The 19,965-nt window shown below is 37.0% G+C and carries 23 protein-coding genes; 11 read left to right on the forward strand and 12 right to left on the reverse strand.

Annotated elements, in window-relative coordinates; translation table 11 throughout:
- Nucleotides 1-29: 29 nt before the first annotated feature.
- A complete protein-coding gene (locus G8E00_RS08385; protein WP_166226490.1) occupies nt 30-467 on the reverse strand; it encodes an I78 family peptidase inhibitor in 438 nt (145 codons plus the stop codon).
- Nucleotides 468-614: 147 nt separating this feature from the next.
- Between G8E00_RS08385 and G8E00_RS08390 the strand changes: the two genes are divergently transcribed.
- Nucleotides 615-1,058: a universal stress protein gene (locus tag G8E00_RS08390; RefSeq protein ID WP_166223665.1), complete on the forward strand. Its 444-nt coding sequence runs from the start codon at nt 615-617 to the stop codon at nt 1,056-1,058.
- A 110-nt stretch (nt 1,059-1,168) separates the two neighbouring features.
- Here G8E00_RS08390 and G8E00_RS08395 read toward each other — a convergent pair whose 3' ends face one another.
- Nucleotides 1,169-1,405 carry a hypothetical protein gene (locus tag G8E00_RS08395; protein WP_166009885.1) on the reverse strand — a complete coding sequence of 79 codons (237 nt, stop codon included), beginning with the start codon at nt 1,403-1,405 and terminating at the stop codon, nt 1,169-1,171.
- Between the two features lie 485 nt (nt 1,406-1,890).
- Here G8E00_RS08395 and G8E00_RS08400 point away from each other — a divergent pair, with 485 nt between their 5' ends.
- The gene (locus tag G8E00_RS08400) at nt 1,891-2,358 is read left to right on the forward strand and encodes a hypothetical protein (protein WP_166009883.1); all 468 of its coding nucleotides are present in this window, start codon (nt 1,891-1,893) and stop codon (nt 2,356-2,358) included.
- A gap of 71 nt (nt 2,359-2,429) precedes the next feature.
- Here the strand turns inward: G8E00_RS08400 and G8E00_RS16400 are convergent, their stop codons facing one another.
- The 3 genes from G8E00_RS16400 to prmB form a co-directional block, all read right to left on the reverse strand.
- Nucleotides 2,430-2,780, reverse strand: a complete 351-nt coding sequence (locus G8E00_RS16400) for a hypothetical protein (protein WP_171522205.1) — start codon at nt 2,778-2,780, stop codon at nt 2,430-2,432.
- 172 nt (nt 2,781-2,952) lie between these two features.
- Nucleotides 2,953-4,038 carry a chorismate synthase gene (aroC, locus tag G8E00_RS08410; RefSeq protein WP_166223668.1) on the reverse strand — a complete coding sequence of 362 codons (1,086 nt, stop codon included), beginning with the start codon at nt 4,036-4,038 and terminating at the stop codon, nt 2,953-2,955.
- Between the two features lie 12 nt (nt 4,039-4,050).
- Nucleotides 4,051-5,061 (reverse strand): 50S ribosomal protein L3 N(5)-glutamine methyltransferase, encoded by a 1,011-nt coding sequence (prmB, locus tag G8E00_RS08415; protein WP_166223671.1) that lies wholly within the window; start codon nt 5,059-5,061, stop codon nt 4,051-4,053.
- A gap of 381 nt (nt 5,062-5,442) precedes the next feature.
- Between prmB and G8E00_RS08420 the strand changes: the two genes are divergently transcribed.
- Entirely contained in the window at nt 5,443-5,652 is a 210-nt protein-coding gene (locus tag G8E00_RS08420; protein WP_166009877.1) for a cold-shock protein, read from the forward strand.
- 90 nt (nt 5,653-5,742) lie between these two features.
- Here the strand turns inward: G8E00_RS08420 and G8E00_RS08425 are convergent, their stop codons facing one another.
- Nucleotides 5,743-6,060 carry a hypothetical protein gene (locus G8E00_RS08425; RefSeq protein WP_166223674.1) on the reverse strand — a complete coding sequence of 106 codons (318 nt, stop codon included), beginning with the start codon at nt 6,058-6,060 and terminating at the stop codon, nt 5,743-5,745.
- Between the two features lie 337 nt (nt 6,061-6,397).
- Here G8E00_RS08425 and G8E00_RS08430 point away from each other — a divergent pair, with 337 nt between their 5' ends.
- The 5 genes from G8E00_RS08430 to G8E00_RS08450 all read left to right on the forward strand — a co-directional run bounded on the left by G8E00_RS08430 (nt 6,398) and on the right by G8E00_RS08450 (nt 11,657).
- Entirely contained in the window at nt 6,398-6,706 is a 309-nt protein-coding gene (locus tag G8E00_RS08430; RefSeq protein WP_166223677.1) for a hypothetical protein, read from the forward strand.
- A gap of 170 nt (nt 6,707-6,876) precedes the next feature.
- A complete protein-coding gene (locus G8E00_RS08435; RefSeq protein WP_166223680.1) occupies nt 6,877-8,250 on the forward strand; it encodes an ABC1 kinase family protein in 1,374 nt (457 codons plus the stop codon).
- A 287-nt stretch (nt 8,251-8,537) separates the two neighbouring features.
- Nucleotides 8,538-9,833 (forward strand): acyl-CoA dehydrogenase family protein, encoded by a 1,296-nt coding sequence (locus G8E00_RS08440; protein WP_166223683.1) that lies wholly within the window; start codon nt 8,538-8,540, stop codon nt 9,831-9,833.
- A gap of 28 nt (nt 9,834-9,861) precedes the next feature.
- Nucleotides 9,862-11,061 carry an acyl-CoA dehydrogenase family protein gene (locus G8E00_RS08445; protein ID WP_166223686.1) on the forward strand — a complete coding sequence of 400 codons (1,200 nt, stop codon included), beginning with the start codon at nt 9,862-9,864 and terminating at the stop codon, nt 11,059-11,061.
- 104 nt (nt 11,062-11,165) lie between these two features.
- Nucleotides 11,166-11,657 carry a GNAT family N-acetyltransferase gene (locus tag G8E00_RS08450; protein WP_166009864.1) on the forward strand — a complete coding sequence of 164 codons (492 nt, stop codon included), beginning with the start codon at nt 11,166-11,168 and terminating at the stop codon, nt 11,655-11,657.
- Here G8E00_RS08450 and G8E00_RS08455 read toward each other — a convergent pair.
- Both G8E00_RS08455 and G8E00_RS08460 read right to left on the reverse strand, forming a co-directional pair.
- Entirely contained in the window at nt 11,646-12,239 is a 594-nt protein-coding gene (locus tag G8E00_RS08455; protein WP_166223689.1) for a DedA family protein, read from the reverse strand. The genes G8E00_RS08450 and G8E00_RS08455 overlap by 12 nt on opposite strands.
- Nucleotides 12,240-12,265: 26 nt before the next feature.
- Nucleotides 12,266-12,811, reverse strand: coding sequence for a TetR/AcrR family transcriptional regulator (locus tag G8E00_RS08460; RefSeq protein WP_166009861.1), 546 nt, complete (start codon nt 12,809-12,811; stop codon nt 12,266-12,268).
- A gap of 109 nt (nt 12,812-12,920) precedes the next feature.
- On the opposite strand from G8E00_RS08460, the gene G8E00_RS08465 reads away from it, so the two are divergent.
- Complete coding sequence (locus G8E00_RS08465) at nt 12,921-13,496, forward strand: HPP family protein (RefSeq protein WP_166223692.1); 576 nt, start codon at nt 12,921-12,923, stop codon at nt 13,494-13,496.
- Nucleotides 13,497-13,673: 177 nt separating this feature from the next.
- Nucleotides 13,674-14,183 (forward strand): nuclear transport factor 2 family protein, encoded by a 510-nt coding sequence (locus tag G8E00_RS16405; RefSeq protein WP_166223695.1) that lies wholly within the window; start codon nt 13,674-13,676, stop codon nt 14,181-14,183.
- A gap of 137 nt (nt 14,184-14,320) precedes the next feature.
- On the opposite strand, the gene G8E00_RS08475 is transcribed toward G8E00_RS16405, so the two are convergent.
- Nucleotides 14,321-15,523: an alkane 1-monooxygenase gene (locus tag G8E00_RS08475; RefSeq protein WP_166009852.1), complete on the reverse strand. Its 1,203-nt coding sequence runs from the start codon at nt 15,521-15,523 to the stop codon at nt 14,321-14,323.
- Nucleotides 15,524-15,711: 188 nt separating this feature from the next.
- On the opposite strand from G8E00_RS08475, the gene G8E00_RS08480 reads away from it, so the two are divergent.
- The gene (locus G8E00_RS08480; RefSeq protein WP_166009851.1) at nt 15,712-16,662 is read left to right on the forward strand and encodes an AraC family transcriptional regulator; all 951 of its coding nucleotides are present in this window, start codon (nt 15,712-15,714) and stop codon (nt 16,660-16,662) included.
- Nucleotides 16,663-16,923: 261 nt separating this feature from the next.
- Here G8E00_RS08480 and G8E00_RS08485 read toward each other — a convergent pair whose 3' ends face one another.
- The 3 genes from G8E00_RS08485 to G8E00_RS08495 form a co-directional block, all read right to left on the reverse strand.
- On the reverse strand, nt 16,924-18,789 hold the full coding sequence (locus G8E00_RS08485) for a SurA N-terminal domain-containing protein (protein ID WP_166223698.1): 1,866 nt from the start codon (nt 18,787-18,789) through the stop codon (nt 16,924-16,926).
- A 131-nt stretch (nt 18,790-18,920) separates the two neighbouring features.
- Nucleotides 18,921-19,193: an HU family DNA-binding protein gene (locus tag G8E00_RS08490; protein ID WP_166009847.1), complete on the reverse strand. Its 273-nt coding sequence runs from the start codon at nt 19,191-19,193 to the stop codon at nt 18,921-18,923.
- 170 nt (nt 19,194-19,363) lie between these two features.
- On the reverse strand, nt 19,364-19,828 hold the full coding sequence (locus G8E00_RS08495) for a phasin family protein (protein WP_166009844.1): 465 nt from the start codon (nt 19,826-19,828) through the stop codon (nt 19,364-19,366).
- Between the last annotated feature and the right edge of the window lie 137 nt (nt 19,829-19,965).

The following is a 19,965-nucleotide window of genomic DNA, read 5'->3' on the forward strand; positions in this document are numbered from 1 at the left end:
TTTTAAAGTTGCAAACACCAATTTATTGATCAACCACACGTTGCATGAATAATCTTTTTAGATTTTTGATCAATCGTAATATTCACACGATCTTCACGAAAATCCATCGTCATTGGCTGACCTGGCTCTAAACGACGAATTTGACGCGCGTGTGTGAGTTTACGAATTTCTTCATCTGATAAATTTTGCTGACCAATTAAACTCGAAACTTTATCTGAAATACAGCTGTTATAAGATCTAAAGAAGCTCCACTCCTCAAACACTGAACCATCTTTCAGATGACAGTATCCCACTTGACCACTGGTTTCATTTTGAATTTTTAATGTACCACCCTGCTCCACACAAAATTTACTTGCAGGATTTGCCAGACCCACTTGAGGTGTAGTGACTTCAGTTGAGCTTTGCTGATCCGTAGCACAAGCACCTAACATCAGTGCCAAAATAGAAAAACAAATTGTATTTTTCATCATGAACCATTCTTCATATAAAAGTTAGAATTAACATAACAAATCTTGCGATTACAACCAATTGTTATTTACACCCACATCATCTCTGTGCTAACAATATCAATGAAAATAAATTGAACACAATTAAATCTTCAAGGAGAAGAATGAATGAGCTATAAAAATATTTTAGTGCCAGTAGATGATTCTCCTATCTCATACGCAGCCGTTGAACATGCAGAAAAAATTGCAAAAGCATTCGGTAGTAAAGTGATTGTGATGTGTGTTCTGTCTGTCGACCCACTCATGAGCGTAGATTTCTACAAAGTTGCCCCTGCAATTACCCAACATGTGCTTGAAGCAGAAACCAATGCAAAAGGTCGTCTAGATGACATTAAGCAGACACTAACTGGACACGGCGTTGCTGTAGAAACCATCATTATTCGAAGTGTGCCCACTGCAACAGGTATTTTAAATGTCGCAGATGAAATCCATGCTGATTTAATCGTGATGGGCTCACATGGGAGAAAAGGATTAAAAAAACTGGTTTTAGGCAGTGTTGCACAAGAAGTGTTAGGTTTAAGTCAACGACCAGTACTGATCATCAAACAATAGAATTGTCATTTACAGTTAAAAAAATCACACATCAATAAATTATGAAAAAAATAAGGCAGGAGTCCTGCCTTATTTACATTTAATGCTTTAATCTAAATCGTGATACTTCATCACTCATTTACAGCAATGACTTTGACTAAAATCGTTTGAGACTCTTCAAAATCATCAAAGATTTGCTTTCGAACCAGTTCTTTTGATTTCACTTTAAAATCTAAATTTTGAAAACGAATAACTGATGGAATTTCATCGAAATATAAGTGACTGGCATCAATTTCATCTTCGAATAAAACAGTACCCAATTGGTAATCTTTACTTTTAAGCACTACATACTTTACGGTCGTCTTCATTACACGTACTCTTTATTCATACCCTTTATTTTTAGTTATATCAGCTTTTGAATCAAAATAAAAAAAGAAATACATCATCTTGCTTATAACTTAAACATTTGATTAGATTATGCCAGATTGCAGAACACGCGATAGGATCAACATGTACCTTATTTTCAGATATGAGCTCCACAGCGCAATATCAAGTCCATCATCACTTTCATAAAAAAGCATCATCCATACAAGCATCATTATTAAATTTATCTGCAATATATTTAAGTACAAACTAAACAACAATAGTTTTAATCATGGTTTATTTAGATGCCATGTTTATGAATATATGTTATTTTTCATTAAATATTGTTTATTAAAACAAGAAACTGAACTAAAATTCAAAGTTAATTTACTTAATATTTCTAACAAATGTAGGTTTCTTTTTTAGTCACAACCCTGTAAATTAACGCTATACATAATATTGTTATAAATCATAAAGAATGGATATAAATATGAAAAAATTTAGTCTAACACTCATAACAGCTACTATTTTACTTTCAGCTTGTGCAACATCAGCTCCAGAAAGAATTGTCACCAAAGGACCGCTCATTTGTAGTGAGCACGAAGTTTGTCCAGAGCTTTCGATTCGTTGGATTGAAGAAAAACGTAATGGTTTTAAAATTACAGCCGAAATCAATAATGCTGAAGCTTATAATATTAAACAACTTGAATTCATTATTGATGGCCAACCGTATACATACTCAACCATCCAGCCAACAAAATTTAAAGATGTCAGTGGCTTAAAAAATTCCACCAATTTTATTCAAGTGCCGGTTAGTTTCTTAAATTCGTTCACGCATGCAAAACAAATAGATTTGAAATTGGTCACTGATAAGGGCGATATTGAACGTCCTATTTTAAAAGCCAATGGTGAAAAGTCTTCGGCATATCTCACCTTCTTAAAAGGCTATAAACAATAAAATAAAAAAGACTCTGCTAAAACCAGATTGTCATGATCTGGTTTTTTTCGGTTTACCTAAAATATCGAGTATTAACGCTTACAACTGCGATTATATGTGGTCCCCAGATCCTCTAGAGACTGATCAAAATTTTGAATCAGACCACGAATAAAATTCACTTCATCTTGCGCTTTTCTCAGATGGATATTTTCCAAAGACAGTTTTTCAAGATTACGCATATAATTTGCATATTCACATGATTTCTTTAAAATTGAGCTTAATGAATCACGTTTATCTAAAGCGCGATTTAGGTCTGCTTGAGTTGTCTCTAATGCATTATAAAATTGTCTCACTTTAATATCATATTGAGACTGTGTAAGTTGTTCAGCGAATGCAGATGAACTTAATAGCACCCCAAGACATAAAATCCAATTTATTTTCATTTTTCTTCCTTAACGAATTACATCATGAAGAACATAAAACGTCCTTCACTCCCCTGAAATTAGCATACTCTTTTTAACTTAAATTACCAAATAAAATCAACGTAATCGATTCATTTATAATAAAAAACCAGACCGAAGTCTGGTTTTGATCATTTTCTATTCTTTAAGAAAATTAAATAGGCTCAAATGGTGCAATCACATCTGCATTTTGTGCACGATGGCGCATGAAATGATCCATCAACACAATGGCTAACATCGCTTCAGCAATTGGTGTTGCACGAACCCCCACACATGGATCATGGCGACCTTTGGTCAACACATCAGTATCTTCACGGTTCAAATTAATCGTTTTACCGGGTGTGGTGATCGATGCTGTAGGTTTAAGTGCAATCGCAACACGAATATCTTGACCTGATGAAATACCACCCAAAATACCCCCTGCATGATTGGCAAGGAAGCCATCTGTGGTCAACTCATCACGTGTTTCATGACCAAATTGCTCAGCAACTGCAAAACCATCACCAATTTCAACCCCTTTTACCGCGTTGATAGACATCATGGCATGCGCAATATCCGCATCAAGACGATCAAATACAGGTTCGCCCCAACCGACAGGAACATTCTCAGCAATAATTTCTAACTTTGCACCACAACTCGTTCCTTGTTCACGTAAAGATGTCACCAAAGCTTCAAAACGAGGAACAGCATTGACATCACCACAGAAAAATGGATTGTTCGGTACTTCATTCCAATCCAATACTTCTGCTTTCTCAGTACCAATTTGAGTGACATGACCACGAATCACGATGCCAAACTTTTCAGCCAAGTATTTTTTCGCAATCGCACCAGCAGCAACACGCATTGCAGTTTCACGAGCACTTGAACGACCACCACCGCGATAATCACGGAAACCATACTTCTGAGTATAAGTATAATCTGCATGACCTGGACGGAAGGTTTGCGCAATATTGCCGTAATCTTTAGATTTTTGATCTGTGTTACGGATTAAAAGCCCGATTGATGTTCCTGTGGTTTTACCTTCAAAAACACCTGAAATAATTTCAACTTGATCTGGTTCTTTACGCTGTGTCGCAAACTTTGAAGTACCTGGTTTACGACGATCTAAATCATGTTGCAAATCTGCTTCATTCAGTTCGATTCCGGGCGGTACACCATCGACAATCGCCATGAGCCCAACCCCATGAGATTCACCACAAGTCGTTACACGGAAGAGTTGTCCAATACTATTACCTGCCACGTTCACGACTCCTTATGCTTGAACAGATTGAATAAATAAATCACGATATTCACGGCATTGTGCTGCTGTAAGTGCAAAAATACCTGAACCACCGTTTTGGAAAGTTAACCAGTGGAAATCAACTGTATTGAAGTTTTGACGCATTGCCCACTCAGAATTACCCACTTCAATGACAATTAAACCGTCTTCAGTCAAATAATCTGCAGCTTGCGCCAACATTTTACGCACCAAATCCAATCCATCTTGACCAGCAGCCAGAGCCAATTCAGGTTCATGACGGAATTCTTCTGGTAAATCTGCCATGTCTTCAGCATCTACATATGGCGGATTTGAAACGATTAAGTCGTATTGATTTTCAGCTGGAATTTTTGAAAACAAATCAGATTCCAGCAATGCAACTTCAAATTGCTTATTGTGGTGCTCAGCATTAATCGCAGCCACTTCCAACGCATCTTTTGAAATATCCGTTGCATCCACTTCAGCTTCTGGAAATGCATACGATAATGCAATAGCAATACAACCCGAACCCGTACACATATCTAAAATACGACGTGGCATTTTCGCATTGCTATTTATAGGAAGATTATTAGCCGCTTCACGTGCTTGATGGTTTTCATCTAAACAATACGGTGAAAAACGATTATTGATCAGTTCAGCAATAGGAGAACGTGGAATCAACACACGTTCATCGACGTAATATGGTTTTTCGCAGAAATAGGCAAGATTTAATAAGTACGACGTCGGCACTTTTTCATTAATACGACGTTCTAATAAAGCAATAAATTCAGCTTTTTCACTTGGAAGCAATTTCGCATCCAAAATTTCAGGATTTGCACTCCAATCCAAAGCAAGGGTTTGCAACACCAATGCTGAACTTTCAGCAAAAAAATCTTCTGTACCTTGCCCTAGATGTGCATCATATTGACGTAGAGCTGTGACACCAAAACGAATAAAATCGCGAATGGTTGATAAATTTTCAGCAGCTTCCTGTAAATGTTCAGGGCTAATAGTCAGTTGATCCACTAAAGGAGTCTCCAAGGTGTATATTCAAAAACGCCTTATGATACCTTGTTTTCAGACAATTTATAAAAATTATCCGTTTTTATTCACCTTCAACCCGGTCAAAAAACTTAAAAAAACCGATAAAATGAGCAATTTAATAAAAATTAAACGTAAATTTACCAATTTTAAGCACTTTACAAAATATAACTATCGTTTTCGTTGCATATTATGTGTATAATACCTTTCAACTAGAAAATTTATGTTGTTTCAATAAATCTTGTATTTTCGCAGTGTTAGTCATAATCCTACGTTTGTTTTCAGATTTTTAGTTTCATTCTTTTTCAAAGTTACATCTTGAGTCGTTAAAGACTCGCAACATCATATTCAAAATAGGATTGTATTATGTCTAATACTGTTAAAGGTACTGTTAAATGGTTCAACGAAACTAAAGGTTTCGGTTTTATCCAACAAGAAAATGGTCCAGACGTTTTTGCTCACTTCAGCGAAATCAAATCAAACGGTTTCAAAACTTTGGCTGAAGGCCAACAAGTTGAATTCAGCGTTACTCAAGGTCCTAAAGGTCCAAACGCTGTAAACATCGTTGCACTTTAATTTTTGACACCCCTTAAATGATTCATTTCATTTAATTTGGTGCAAAATTTGTGTGATAAAAAGCGAGGAATTTCCTCGCTTTTTTATGCTTTAAATTTTGTTCTGCCCTTCTAAATGTCGTGCTTCACAAGTCTTGTTCCATTTTTGAATGAAATTCTGTAAGGCTTGATCTTTCAATTGCTTTAATTGATACACAGGTATTTTTTTAATGTCTTCAATCATGTCTGTAAGTAACAGAACTTCATGTGCCGTCAATTCAGTCTGATTAATATCAGCTTCACCCAAGTCAAAACCACCTTGACGTAATTGAAATAAAGTTTCTGCTGTATCTTGCACAATTGAGCATGAAGCAGGTTCAACAATTGAAAAATCTTGTGCATTGCCCAAAGCATTTGTCGTAATTAACAAAACACCAATTATCCACATTGTGATTGTTTTTTGCCGTCTGACATGAAGAAAACCTTTATACATCTTTGACCCAGTCTTTATTGTTAGAATACAACCATTAAACGTTAAAATAGAAAATCACTGACAGCTATTTTTGAACGTATTTTGTAACATGCAATCACTGCATGATTTTTATGATCGGCTTAAAAATGAATCCAAATTAACTGATTCAAAACTTGAATTAAGCCACAATGCCTATATATTTGTTTATAGACTTTCATTGTTATCATGCAATGTCATTGTCGATGTCGTCAATCAATGTAAAAAAGCATTCAAGTTTTGAATCAGGTTTTAAACAATGAGTTATAAACACAACAACTTAATGGCCATGCGTCAAAACTTTTGGAACGATCATTCAAATGATCAAGTTCAAAATGAAAAACGCTTCTTACAGAACACCTTGACCGAACTTGGTATTTTTCAGCCTGCAACCCTTGAAGATACTAAATACTGTTTCTTTCTTTTACCCAGCATCATTATTGTAAAGGGCTATGCGCTTGGATTTTCCAATGAATCTGTAAAAAAAATGATCATTGATTATCTTTCACAAAATAAAAAATTATTGACTGAACGTGCATCGCTAAAAATTCAATATCGTATGACTTAGACAAATAAGCATTTTTTTGCTTAGGCTATTTAAGTTACATCTTATTGGCAATAATTACACCAGATATTCAAATAGTTGAACTTTTTTAATACGTTCATACGCTATAATATTCACTATAGTATTCTCTATCATGTTTCACCTGCTGCAATGACTCACAGGACTTTATCTTCATGTCAGATCGGAACGAAAAGCTCAAACAGTTAAAAACTTCCTCTATGGACCGACGTCTTTCAATAGCAAAAGCGTCTCTATTGGCTGGAACACGTTGGGCTGCATCGAGTGCATCTTCTATCTTTTCCAATGAAGAAGATAAAGAAAAGAAACGTAAACAAGCCATGAAGGATCAGGCGGAATATCTGGTTGCCGAGATTGGCAAGTTAAAAGGTTCAATTGTTAAAATTGGCCAGATGATGGCGCTATACGGCGAACATTTCCTCCCTGATGAGATTACCCAAGCACTCAATACACTGAATAATCAGACTGTTGCATTGGCATGGCCTGCAATTAAAGAACAATTGGTTAAGCAATTGGGTTCAAAGCTAGATGATTTAACCATTGATCATGAACCTTTAGGAACAGCATCTCTTGCTCAAGTCCATCGTGCTACACGCAAATCTGACGGCATGGAATTGGTACTGAAAATCCAATATCCAGGTGTAGCAAGTGCCATTGATTCGGATATGAGCCTATTTAAGAATATGCTGAAATTAACGCGCATGGTGCCGCAAACGCGTGAATTTGACCAATGGTTTGATGAAGTTCGTGAAATGATGCATCGTGAGGTCAGTTATAAAATTGAAGCTGCAACCACGCGTCGCTTTGCAGCACGTTTGAAAGAAGATCCACGTTATATCGTGCCTCAAATCGTGGAGCAATATTGTACAGACCAAGTGCTGTGTATGACCTTTGAACGCGGTGTTCCCATCAACAGCCCTGTCATGCTTTCTTTACCTCAGGAACGTCGTAATCAATTGGGTGAAGCATCTTTGGAAATTGCGGTTAGAGAGCTGTTTGAATGGGGTGAGATGCAAACCGACCCAAACTTTGGGAACTACTTGGTTCGTCTAGGCGATGGCGAAAATATTCGTGACAAGATTGTGCTCCTTGACTTCGGCGCAATACGTCAATTTGATCAGCAGCTTTTACAAGTTGCTCGCAATTTGATTAAAGCCGGCTATCATCATGATGCAGAAGCGATGGTTGCCAGTATGTCGGGTTATGATTTCTTCAACAATATGCCAATGAGCATTAAGCCTGATATGGCCAAAGTCTTTTTAATGGCGACTGAAGCATTCAGCACTTATGAAAATAATCCTGAATTACCCGCAGGTGTGATGGACGAACAACAACGCTATGATTGGAAAAAGAGTCAATTGCATAGTCGAGTCATCCAACGTGCATCAAAATCCATGGCTTCGCGTTATTTCACCATTCCACCGAAAGAGTTTATGTTCATTAGCCGAAAATTTATTGGTGCATACACGTTTATGACCGTCATAGATGCGAAAACCAATGTACGCAAAATGATTCAGCCTTATCTTTAAGCTGATTTTGATGTTTTAAAATGTGCTTAGAATGCATTTAAAATCCAAATTTGATGATACTTTTTAATTGACCAAATTGATACATACTGTCATTTTGGTCAATTTTTAATTTTCAATCATAAATTTATTATAAATTATTATTATAATTATTAATTACTTATTCTTCAATATACCATTTATCGCTTTAACTCATTTAAGTCAATTCCTTCGTCATTCATGACATGGTCATGCACGTTTATAAGTGTCAGGATAATCTTGATCATTACAAACCAGAAAAGGGACAAACAATGACTGATATTGCGAATAAAGTGCAAGGTTTAGGTCTTTCATTTATAACTAAAATAGCAGGAAGTGACTTATTAGACCGCTTTAATTTACGTAAAGTCATCGAGAAATCACTCTACACTGGCTCAAAAGCAAGCTTTAAAGCATTATCGGCAACCCAAAAAAAATTCTCATCTAACGCCAATCAAAATAAACAGCGATTATCTAATCAGCAAAAGTCATTGTTTGATCTAAGCTTGACCGAAGAGCAACAAATGACCGTAGATGCCATGAGCCAATTTGCATCCGAAGTCCTTTACCCTTTAGCACACGATGCAGACCATCTGGAAAAATTCCCTGCTGAACTTTGGCAGCACAGTATCGATCTTGGTTTAAATTTTTATGCTTTGCCTGAACAATTCGGCGGTGTTGCAGTCGAAAAAAACATTGTCAGTAATATTTTGATTGCAGAACAACTTGCAAAAGGTGATTTCAGTTTAAGCGCTGCATTATTATCGACCTATAGTGTCATCAATGCGATTACACAATGGGGCTCTCAAACTGTTCAAAACACTTATCTCAATGCATTTTCTCAAGATCCAGAAATTAAAGCGACTTTTGCAGTTCAAGAAGCTACCCCAGCCTTTAATCCATTTGAGCTCAAGACAAAAGCCATAGCGCAATCTGGGAAATACAGCATCACAGGTGAAAAAACCTTAGTTCTTTTGGGCGAAATTGCTGACATTATTTTAGTCAGTGCTGAATTATCTGGTCAGCCTGAAGTGTTTATCGTGCAACGAGATCAAAGCATAAGTGTCAAAAAGTCTCCTGCTATGGGACTAAAAGCCGCAGAAACCGTGACTTTAAAATTTGATCATACCCCTGCTGAACGTTTGGGTGATGATGATTTTAATTATTCAGCATTTTTAGATCTTGGTCATTTAATGTGGTGTGCCAATGCAGTCGGTACTTGCGAAGCGGTGAAAGCATACGTCATCCAATATGCCAATGATCGTGTGGCATTTGGTGAACCGATTTCACACCGCCAAGGTGTGGCATTTATGATTGCAGACATGGCTATTGAAATTGAAGCCATGCGTATGCTGGTTCTGAATGCAGCCAGTCTTGCTGAAACTGGGCAATCTTTCCATCGTGAAGCTTATTTAGCACGCTTATTGTGTGCAGAAAAAACCATGAAAATTGGCACAGATGGTGTGCAACTCTTAGGTGGTCATGGCTTTACCAAAGAGCACCCTGTGGAACGCTGGTATCGTGACTTACGTGCAACAGCCATTATGCAATCTGGCTTACACGCTTAACCACATCATCTTGAATTAGGAAAATCTCATGAACTTACAAAATCCAAAAAAATTCAAAATGCTTGTGGATCAAGCACATCAAACCGCACTGAATGTTTTACGCCCTATTTCTAGAAAATATGATAAGGCTGAGCATAGCTATCCGAAAGAACTCGATATGCTGGCATCATTGGTTGATGGCATGAATGAGGGTGGCGATGGTCTCAATGCTGGCGCATCAATTAACAAACGTGGTGATATTGAGCTGGGCAATAAAAATGGCGTAAACATGTCAACTGCATTGAGCGTGATTGAAATGTGCTACGGCGATACTGGCTTATTGCTCACCATGCCACGTCAAGGCTTAGGTAACTCTGCCATTGCCGCCGTGGCTAACGATGAACAACTAGAACGCTTTAAAGGCACATGGGCTGCTATGGCAATTACAGAGCCTGGATGTGGTTCAGACTCTGCTGCGATTCGTACAACCGCCACTAAAGATGGTGATGACTATATTTTAAATGGTGAAAAGATCTTTGTAACTTCTGGCGAACGTGCAGATGCTGTTGTGGTTTGGGCAACCCTCGATAAAAAACTTGGTCGCGCTGCAATTAAATCTTTTGTGGTTCCTAAAGGCACACCGGGCATGACTGTTGAACGCCTTGAACACAAACTCGGCATTAAAGCTTCAGATACAGCAGCCATTAGCTTTATTGACTGTCGTGTCCCTGCAGCCAACCTATTAGGCAACGCTGAAATCGATGTTGCTAAAGGTTTTGCAGGTGTTATGGAAACTTTTGATAATACTCGCCCCTTGGTGGCTGCGATGGCCGTTGGTTGTGCCAAAGCTTCACTGGAACGTATTAAAGAAATTTTTAAAGATCAGCTTGATGCAGAATATTCGACACCTTATCTGCAAACTTCAAATATTGCAGCACAAATTTATCGCATGGAAGCTGAATGGGAAGCAGCCCGTTTACTCACCCTCAAAGCCGCATGGATGGCGGACAATAAAAAACCAAACTCTCGCGAAGCATCTATCTCTAAAGCAAAGGCAGGTCGTATTGGTAATGAAATTACACTCAAGTGCGTTGAATTAGCTGCAAGTGTTGGCTACAACGAAGATGAGTTATTGGAAAAATGGGCTCGAGATTCTAAAATTCTTGATATTTTTGAAGGTACCCAGCAAATTCAACAGTTGATTATTGCACGGCGTGAACTGGGTAAATCATCAAGTGAACTCAAATAAACTCAATAACATTAGCTCACAAATAAAGCCAAATCAAAGCTTTATAACTGATGGATTTATCATTAGAATCATCATGTATAAATCCATCTTTTTTGATATTCATTATGTTTCAAATCCGCGTTATTCAAGCATCAGACAACCCAGAATTGGCATCAATCGTCCGTGAAGTATCAAAAGAATTTGGTCTTGCACCCGAATCAGGATTTGCTGTTGCAGATCCTAGCTTAGATGATTTATATGCGGTTTATACACAACCACATTCTCAATATTGGGTCATCGTCGATGAGCACAATAAAGTTTATGGCGGAGCTGGCCTATCCCCCTTAAAAGGTGCAGAACATATTTTAGAAATTCAGAAAATGTATTTTCTTCCTGAACTAAGAGGACATGGATTTGCCAAGAAACTTCTTGAATTGTGTTTTGAATTTGCCCAACAGCATGGTGTTCAATCCTGTTATTTAGAAACCACAAAAAATTTGTCACAGGCCATAAAGCTCTATGAAAAATTAGGCTTTAAATACTTAGATGCACCATTAGGTCAAACCGGTCATAGTCATGCTTGTGAATATTGGATGGAAAAAGATTTAACCGTCTGAATCATCCATTTCTTTGGACTTATGCCGAGTCATTAAGACAAAAAACAGTCGAATAACGATAATACAGAAAATTACAGCAACCACAATCAATATATTGTGTTGCTGTGGCAATAGATAATCCCAAAGCTTGTGCAACCATCGACTGGCTTGTATACCGACACTCACCACTGTAAATGCCCAGACAAAACTGGCAATAATATTGACTGCGATATAACGCTTAACTGGAAATTTTTTAATTCCAAAACTGATAGGAATTAAAGTACGCAACCCCCAAGCAAAACGCATAAATAAGATGGTTATAATTGGAAAGCGATCGATCAATTGACTAGCATTATCAAATTTTTCTGCCAGTTTGGGTCTTTTTTTAACAAAGTCATAGCCGTATTTGGCACCTATTTGATAATAGAATTGATCTCCCAAAAATCCACCCAGCATTGCAGCAGCAATCAATAGCCAGAAATTGAGTAGATGTTGTTGCACTGCATAAGCACCGAGCAAAAGAACTGTTTCACCTTCAAAAAAAGTGCCTATAGCAACTGCTAAATAACCATATTGTTCTAATAAATGCGACCAGTCGAGCATAGTATTAAACATTAAATTTGGAGCTATTAACTTAATACAGTGATGATTTTATTCAAGCTTAATTGTGTGATTTTTACTTTATTTTCCGAATACCCTTCTATCAAAAAGCGACTAATCATCCCTTCCAATAAAGTGTAGATGAGCTCGACCAATACCTCTACATCAGCGCTAAAATGACAATGCTGTGCAATCAATGTTTTTATCCACATCTTATGCTTTAGAGCTATTTCAGCAACGATAGGATCAGCATCAGATTCTGCAACGGCACGCACAAACAAGCAGCCTTTATAATCATCTTCTTTAAACCATTGAATATGCCAATCCAAAATTTTTTCAATTGCGCTCTGTCCTGTAGCATCTGCAATGTATTTTAATAACGATGCTCGAAATTTTTGATCACGTGCCAACAATACAGATTCCACAAGATGCTGCTTGTTTTTAAAATAGGTATACATCGTGGTTTTAGAGCAGCCCGATAAATCACGGATTAAATCAACCCCTACAGCATTAATACTATGCACATAGAACAATTGTTCCGCTGTATTTAAAATTTTTTCTGCAGATTTTGACATTATCTTCTCTCATAAAAGTTCTCATAAAACCAATAGTACAGATCTGTACTATTTTCGATTTTAAGTCTATGATGATTTTTATACAAGAGTTAAAAGGAATCAAATCATCATGTTTTCTGTTTTAGAAGGAAAAGAAAAATTAGCCCAGCGACCAAGATTTGGCGAACTCTTACGGGCTTTTATTGGAGGAACGCTCAGTATTGGTATTTTACTATTACTCGGTAAAATTTCGAATAATCCCTTTATCATGGCACCCTTTGGCGCGACTTGTGTCATTCTCTATGCTGTTTCGCAATCACCATTGGCACAACCGCGCAATGTCATCTTTGATCATCTTATTTCAGCTTTTGTCGGTATATTATTTTTAAAACTGTTGGGTGACTCGATGTGGGTCATCGCCTTATCGGTAGGCACTGCCATTGCCCTTATGCAATATTTTCGTTGTGTTCATCCACCTGCAGGTGCAAATCCTTTAGTGATTTTACTTAGCGCATCCTCAGTCGAATATTCATGGAGCTTTTTAATTTTTCCCGTGCTGATCGGCTCAGTAGCTTTGGTTTTGGTTGCAATGCTATTGAACAATATAAAAACTTCTCAAAAATGGCCACATTATGGACTTGCAGTCATGCATTCAAAGACATCTTTAGTCAATACAAATGAAGCATCGCATCTTCAACAAAAATAATCTTATCAATCACTTAATTTCAAATATCAACATGAATTTTTGCAAAACTTTCATGTTGACTCCATAACAATTCACACACTTTCCTATGCATAATATTCTTTATCTTATTATTGTTATTTAAGTATTGGCCATTTTCATGAAAAATCATGACTCCCCTGATCAATACGAGAACATATAATGACACAGGAACAAGAGCTGATTTCAAAAGCCCAAAACAGCCAAGCCCCAAAAGATGTAGTGCTAGCATTTCTAGCCAATACAGCAAAAGAAAATGTAAAACACGCTGCTGAAATTTTGGTGCATGAAAATGCCACCTATATTTCACTTAATTTTGACAATAAAGAACTGGAACAAATCGAACCTTGGACAGGCACACGTCAAGGCCGTCAGATTTACATCAACACTTTCTCAAATGTAGGTACTTATTGGGACGTGAATGAATTTAAAATCACTGACGTTGTGGGTGAAAATGAAATTGTGGCCGTCTTTGGTTCTTTTACTTACACTTCAGTTGAAGTTGGACATCGATTTACTTCACCCTTTTCAATTTTAGCGAAAGTCAAAGATGGTCAGATTGTCTTTTTTCAATTCATGGAAGACACCTATGCATCCGCACGATCATTTAGAAAAAGTGGCTCTTGGAACATTCAGAACAATCACCGTCAAATAACAGTTGGTGATGAATAATCAATTTTGACCAGGGTCTTTTACATTTTAGCCACGCGTTGTGTAATGGCAAAACACAGACTCTACTTATTCACGCAATACACCATATAGAGTTTAAGACATGGTGTATTGCTAAAATTTTAAAAACAAGATCACAATTAAGAGAGATTGATTTTGAATTTCTCAAATAATTTTTTGCGACGCTTAGGGTAAATATTCGCTCTGGTTAAATCCCCTTCATAGTGATCATAAACACGCTGATCCATCATTTTAAACCACCAAGATGGAATCAATGCGGGTAATAGCATACTGGCATAGCCATTCGGTAATTCTGGTGCCTCATCGAAATGACGTAAAGCTTGAAATGGTCGAGTTGGATAAGCATGATGATCCGAATGACGTTGCAACTGATACAAAAACAGATTGGTCACAATATTGTTATTGTTCCAGCTATGTTCAGGGCGAGTACGCTCATATTTCCCATTTTCATCTTTCTGACGAAGTAAGCCGTAATGTTCAATATAATTAATTATTTCAAACAAAGTAATACTATAAGCTGATTGCGTAGCCAAATATGGCAGTACACGTTTTCCAAATAGCGCCATCATGCTTGAATGAAATACACCACTCATGCCCCAGCCTTGTAAAAGCTCATTGTCCTTTGACCAGAAGCTCAAGCCTTTGCGTTTTAAACGTCGAGTTTCTATATCGATAGCAGATTTGAGTGAACCAATCACTGTACGGGGTAAAAACTCATAAAATGTTTCACCCATTTTAGATGATGCCGGATCTTCAGGCGTTGCTGCACGCTTATGATGACCGTATGGATGTTCAATGCGAAAATGATTGTAGCCAGAAGGAACCAGAGCCAAATGTGACAGAATATGATCTATTCGGTCAGACTTATGGCTTAGCTCATGTGCTGTATTAATAGCAATACCATTAATCGCCCCCATAGAAGCACCCAATAAAATTTTATCCAATAAAGGCGTACTCTTACGACTTGCTAAATAACATGCATAGATATTGGCAACATACTGAATTGGAATAAAGGATTTGACCAAGCGGGCATAATATGGGTCTTGTTCCAACAATTTTACTTCTTCTGCAGTCGGGTTGTTTTTATCCTGCCCAATAATCGTATCAATGGTTGGAATAATCACATGTAAAACAATTGGACCACCCAAAGCGAATAAGGTTTTAAACGGACGTGGTGCAAAATGGTATCCTGCTAAAATACCCAATCCAATGACGGGTAAGGATGGACTAATCATCCATAAATAACGTTTCTTATCTAATGCCAGACCAGAAAGTTTTTTATTGTCTAATACTGAATCATTCAGTTTTAAGGGCGCATTCATTTGCTTATTTTCCTATCACTTGCTATACCTCTATCTTTAAACATTCAATAGTTGAAAAACAGTTGTAATCGTCCAAATTAGCTATGTGAGCATCTTTGGCACTTTTGACCTAGCCTTTGACCTGAAATCACATACAAACTAAACAAGCCTTTGTTAAAATTAAATTTAAATATAGAAAATAATAAATTATGGATGCACTCAGCCAAGTTTTCGAAGATATTCACTTAAAACAAACCCAATATTTATACCTAGAAGCACAAGGTCAATGGGCATTTGAATCTGAACATCAATCTGCCATGATTACGCATATCGTACTCTTTGGTACCGCTTATGTGCATTTTGAGGGGCAAGCCAGTGTGCTATTGAACACTGGTGATATGATGATTATTCCTTCAGGAATAAAGCATCATTGTTCAAGTCATATGGTGCATCAACTGGTTGAACCTTTAAAAATTGAAGCGCTATTTCAAGGATTACGTGAAGACCCTATCCAAGTGGGACAACACGATACTAACCAAGTTGAAAATAAATCACTGATCTTCACTATAAAAACGCAAATAGACAGCATCATGGCTGGTCCTTTGATTCAGGCATTACCCACTTATCTACATATTAAAAGTGCCCTCAATGCGCAAGAACCTGAATGGCTGAGAATTGGACTCTATTTTGTTGCTAATGAAACCACCCATAAGCAACCTGGACGACACAAGATTATGGATCATGTCGTCAGTATCATGTTGATTGAATGTGTACGAGAATATATCAACGAGATCAATGATGAAAATAATTGGTTAAATGCCTTAACGCATCCAGAACTCGCCAATGCATTTAGCGCCATTCACAGTCAACCTGAACAAGCGTGGACTGTAGAAAAATTGGCGGAACGTTGCTTTATGTCCAGATCAAAATTTGCCAACTTATTTCATGAAATTGTCGGTGAACCACCTTTGGCCTACCTAAAACAGCATCGTTTACGCTTAGCCAGTCAATATTTACGTACGGGTCAATTGTCTATACAACAAATTGCGCATCATGTTGGTTATTCATCTGAAACAGCTTTCAGTCAGACCTTTAAAAAATATTTTCAACTCAGCCCAAGTCAATACCGCCAATTACACTATGCTCAACAATCAAATTAGTGCTGAAAAAATCTTAATTTTCTTTATAAAAAATCCAAAAATATCAGAAATATGCGTGTAATCCTAAGTGGCAAAGAAGAGAAACAGTTGTAATACCACTATTGAAATAAATTTTGCTTTAAAATTTTTACTATGGTTTTAATCATTTCATCGATATTTATCGGTTCAAAAAATAAATTAAAAATTTATTCTCATAGCTAAAAAATAAGCATAAAAAAAAGCGCCGAAGCGCTTTTTTTTATGCTTATTTTAAACATTCAATTATTTAATTTTGGCTTGAGACTTCAAATAATTTGTATAGTCTTCAAGCATTTGATTACCACGGTAGTTTTGGTATAACTTCAACAACTCTTGGTTTTTCTCAGCAGATAATGAATCTACTGAAGCATTTTTTACTGAAGCCACTGCAACCACCACCATTTCATTTGGCAAAGCAGCAGTCGTTACAGACCACATTCCTTCTTTTGGTGCAGGAACACTAAACGCAGCACGCTCAATTTCACGCTTCAACCCTTGTGAACGCGTAAATACACCGGCATTTTCAAAAGATTGCGGATATTTACTCAACACTTGCTGAGCTGGCAATTTGTTAAAATCATTCAGCATTGTTGCGATTTTGGCTTTAGCAAGATCATATGCTTTTTGATCAATCAATTGTTCTTTCACTTTAGCTTTGACTTGTGCCAAAGGTTGAACACCAGCAGCATGATATTGACGCACTTTGAACCAAACGGTATCGCCATTTGCTAATTGAATATTGCTTGAAGCGTTACGGTCACCGTTTTTCACGTCATCACTAAATAATTTCGTTTTAACGTTTGGATCTGACAATACTGGATTAGTCGTCCCCAAAGTGACTGCTTTGGCCGTTTCAATTTTTACAGTTTTAAGTTCTTGAGTCACCACATCAAGCGCATCGTTATTCACAACATCTTCATTTAAACGATTCACAGTATCTGTATAGACATTGGCATTTTTCGTTTTTAAAACTTCAGCAGTTAAACGTGCCTTTTCCGATTCAAAACTTGGAATATTGACTGCTTCAGGCTTAGCACTAATAATGTGATAACCAAATTGGGTTTTAACAGGTTTCGAAATGGTGTTATTTGCAGCTGCAACCGCTTTATCAAAATCTTCACCAAAAGCACCAGCAGTATAGGCCTCAACCAAACCGCCCACGTTTTTTGATGTAGGATCTTCAGAATACTGTTTTGCTGCATCAGCAAAGTTCATACCTGCCTGAATTTTTGCATAGATATCGTTGGCAAGCTTTTCAGCTTCAGCAGGTTTACGCGCATCTGTTGTAATTAAAATATGATGGACTTCAACTTTCGCATTCTTTTTCTGAGTTTGTACAAACTGATCATATGCCTGTTTCAATTCCGCATCTGTCACTTGGTTTTGAGATCCAAACAAAGCAGGTGATACAACAACATAATCTACATCCACAGCAGCCAATTGTTTGAATTTTTGGCTATGCTTATTGTAGAAAGCTGTAATGTCTTGATCTGTTACTTTCACTTGATTTTTGTAGGCATCAAGTTTCACAGAGGACAATAACAAACTGCGTTGTTCAGATTGCAAATTCGAGATCTGCTGGATATCAACTTTACTCACCAAAGAATTATCAGTAATCATTGAAGAAAGAATTTTCAAAGCATGATCTTGACGTAAATTTGCAATCAAGGCCTGACTCGTCATACCAATTGAACGTAAGTAATTTTCATAAGCAGTTTTTGAAAATACACCATCCACTTGCAGACTTGGTTGCTGTGCAATCATTTGCTCAATTTGAGCATCACTTAATGTAATTCCCAACTTCTCTGCTTGCTGAATCAACAAAGCACGATTTACCAAACTATCTAACGCAGCTTCGGCAATATAAGACTGATTTAACAAGGATTCGTCACCTTGAACCATTGATAAATACTGATCTTTATAATTCTTGATCTGAACTTCTAAGTCTTTGTCAGAAATTTCTAAATCATTAACAGTCTTGGCAACACCATCTTTGTTCGATCCAGTTCCAAATAAGCTTTCCATACCAGCCAAAGCCAAAGGTAACAAGAATAAAACGAGGAGGACTTTTCCCAACCAACCCCTAATGAGTTTACGAAACGATTCCATGAGTATTCCAATATTTTATTTCAGTTGGATTCTAACTGAATTTCAAATATGAATGAATCACAACTGAAGGATATTTTTTGTTATTTCATAAAAAACGCGCCGTAAAGGCGCGCTTCTTATTTTACAAGCTCTTATGCAACAGAGTCTTTAAGGCCTTTACCAGCTTTAAAACTTGGTACCTTACTTGCTTTAATCTTAAGTTCTTCACCAGTTTTTGGGTTACGACCAATGCGTGCAGCACGATCTTTGACACTGAACGTACCAAAACCAACTAAAGTTACAGTATCACCCTTCTTCAACGCTTCACCAATTGAAGCAATAGTCGCGTCCAATGCTTTACCTGCATCAGTCTTAGACAATCCCCCTTTCTCGGCAATCGCGTCGATTAATTCTGATTTATTCATGAAGATTTCGTCCTCTTATATCGTTTGTTTAAAATCCAAGGCTCAGGTTTAAAAAAGGCCATGACGACTTTATAGCAATGCTTTAGGGCAAAACGCAAGACCACATACACGCATTTCACAAAAATAAATGGCAAAAACTGATAAAAACATCACTTTTAGCTCTTTTTTATTCATTTTTTATTCAATTGCGCTTTTAATGTTTTGTTTTCTTCCATTAAAACATCAACTTTTCTATGCAAATCTAATATTAAACTTTCTAAATGTTGAATATCTTTTGCAGTCACCAACCCAATCTTATTTAACGATGTCGTGACATGATGATCAAGCATTTTTTCAACTTTATCTTTGGTGTCGATCACAGATTCTTTCGTTTTTTCAGTCACTTTGCTCACTGTTTGATCAGTGAATTCGACTGTTTTTGACTCAAGTTCCTCACCCACTTTAACCAAAGACTCAAAAATTTTGCTTCCTTCATCTTCCGCGCGCGAAAAAGCACCCAGTCCCGCTAACCAAATTTGTTTGGTATATTTACGGAAATCAAGTGTCGACTTACGGTTATGATGACGTTTCGTTTTCCCCTGTTTTTTATCAAATTCCTGATCTTCATACATTTTAGATGAGTTATTGTTATTCATACGGCTATCCATTGAAGTTACGCTCACAACACTACTGTGTATTTTATGATCTTAATTGGCAATTTATGTATATATTTTATAAATTATATCAAATTTTGCTCTTGAACCTTTTGCAAAACTGTTCTACAAAGCAAACA

The sequence above is a fragment of the Acinetobacter shaoyimingii genome, assembly GCF_011578045.1.
GTDB classification, from domain to species: domain Bacteria; phylum Pseudomonadota; class Gammaproteobacteria; order Pseudomonadales; family Moraxellaceae; genus Acinetobacter; species Acinetobacter shaoyimingii.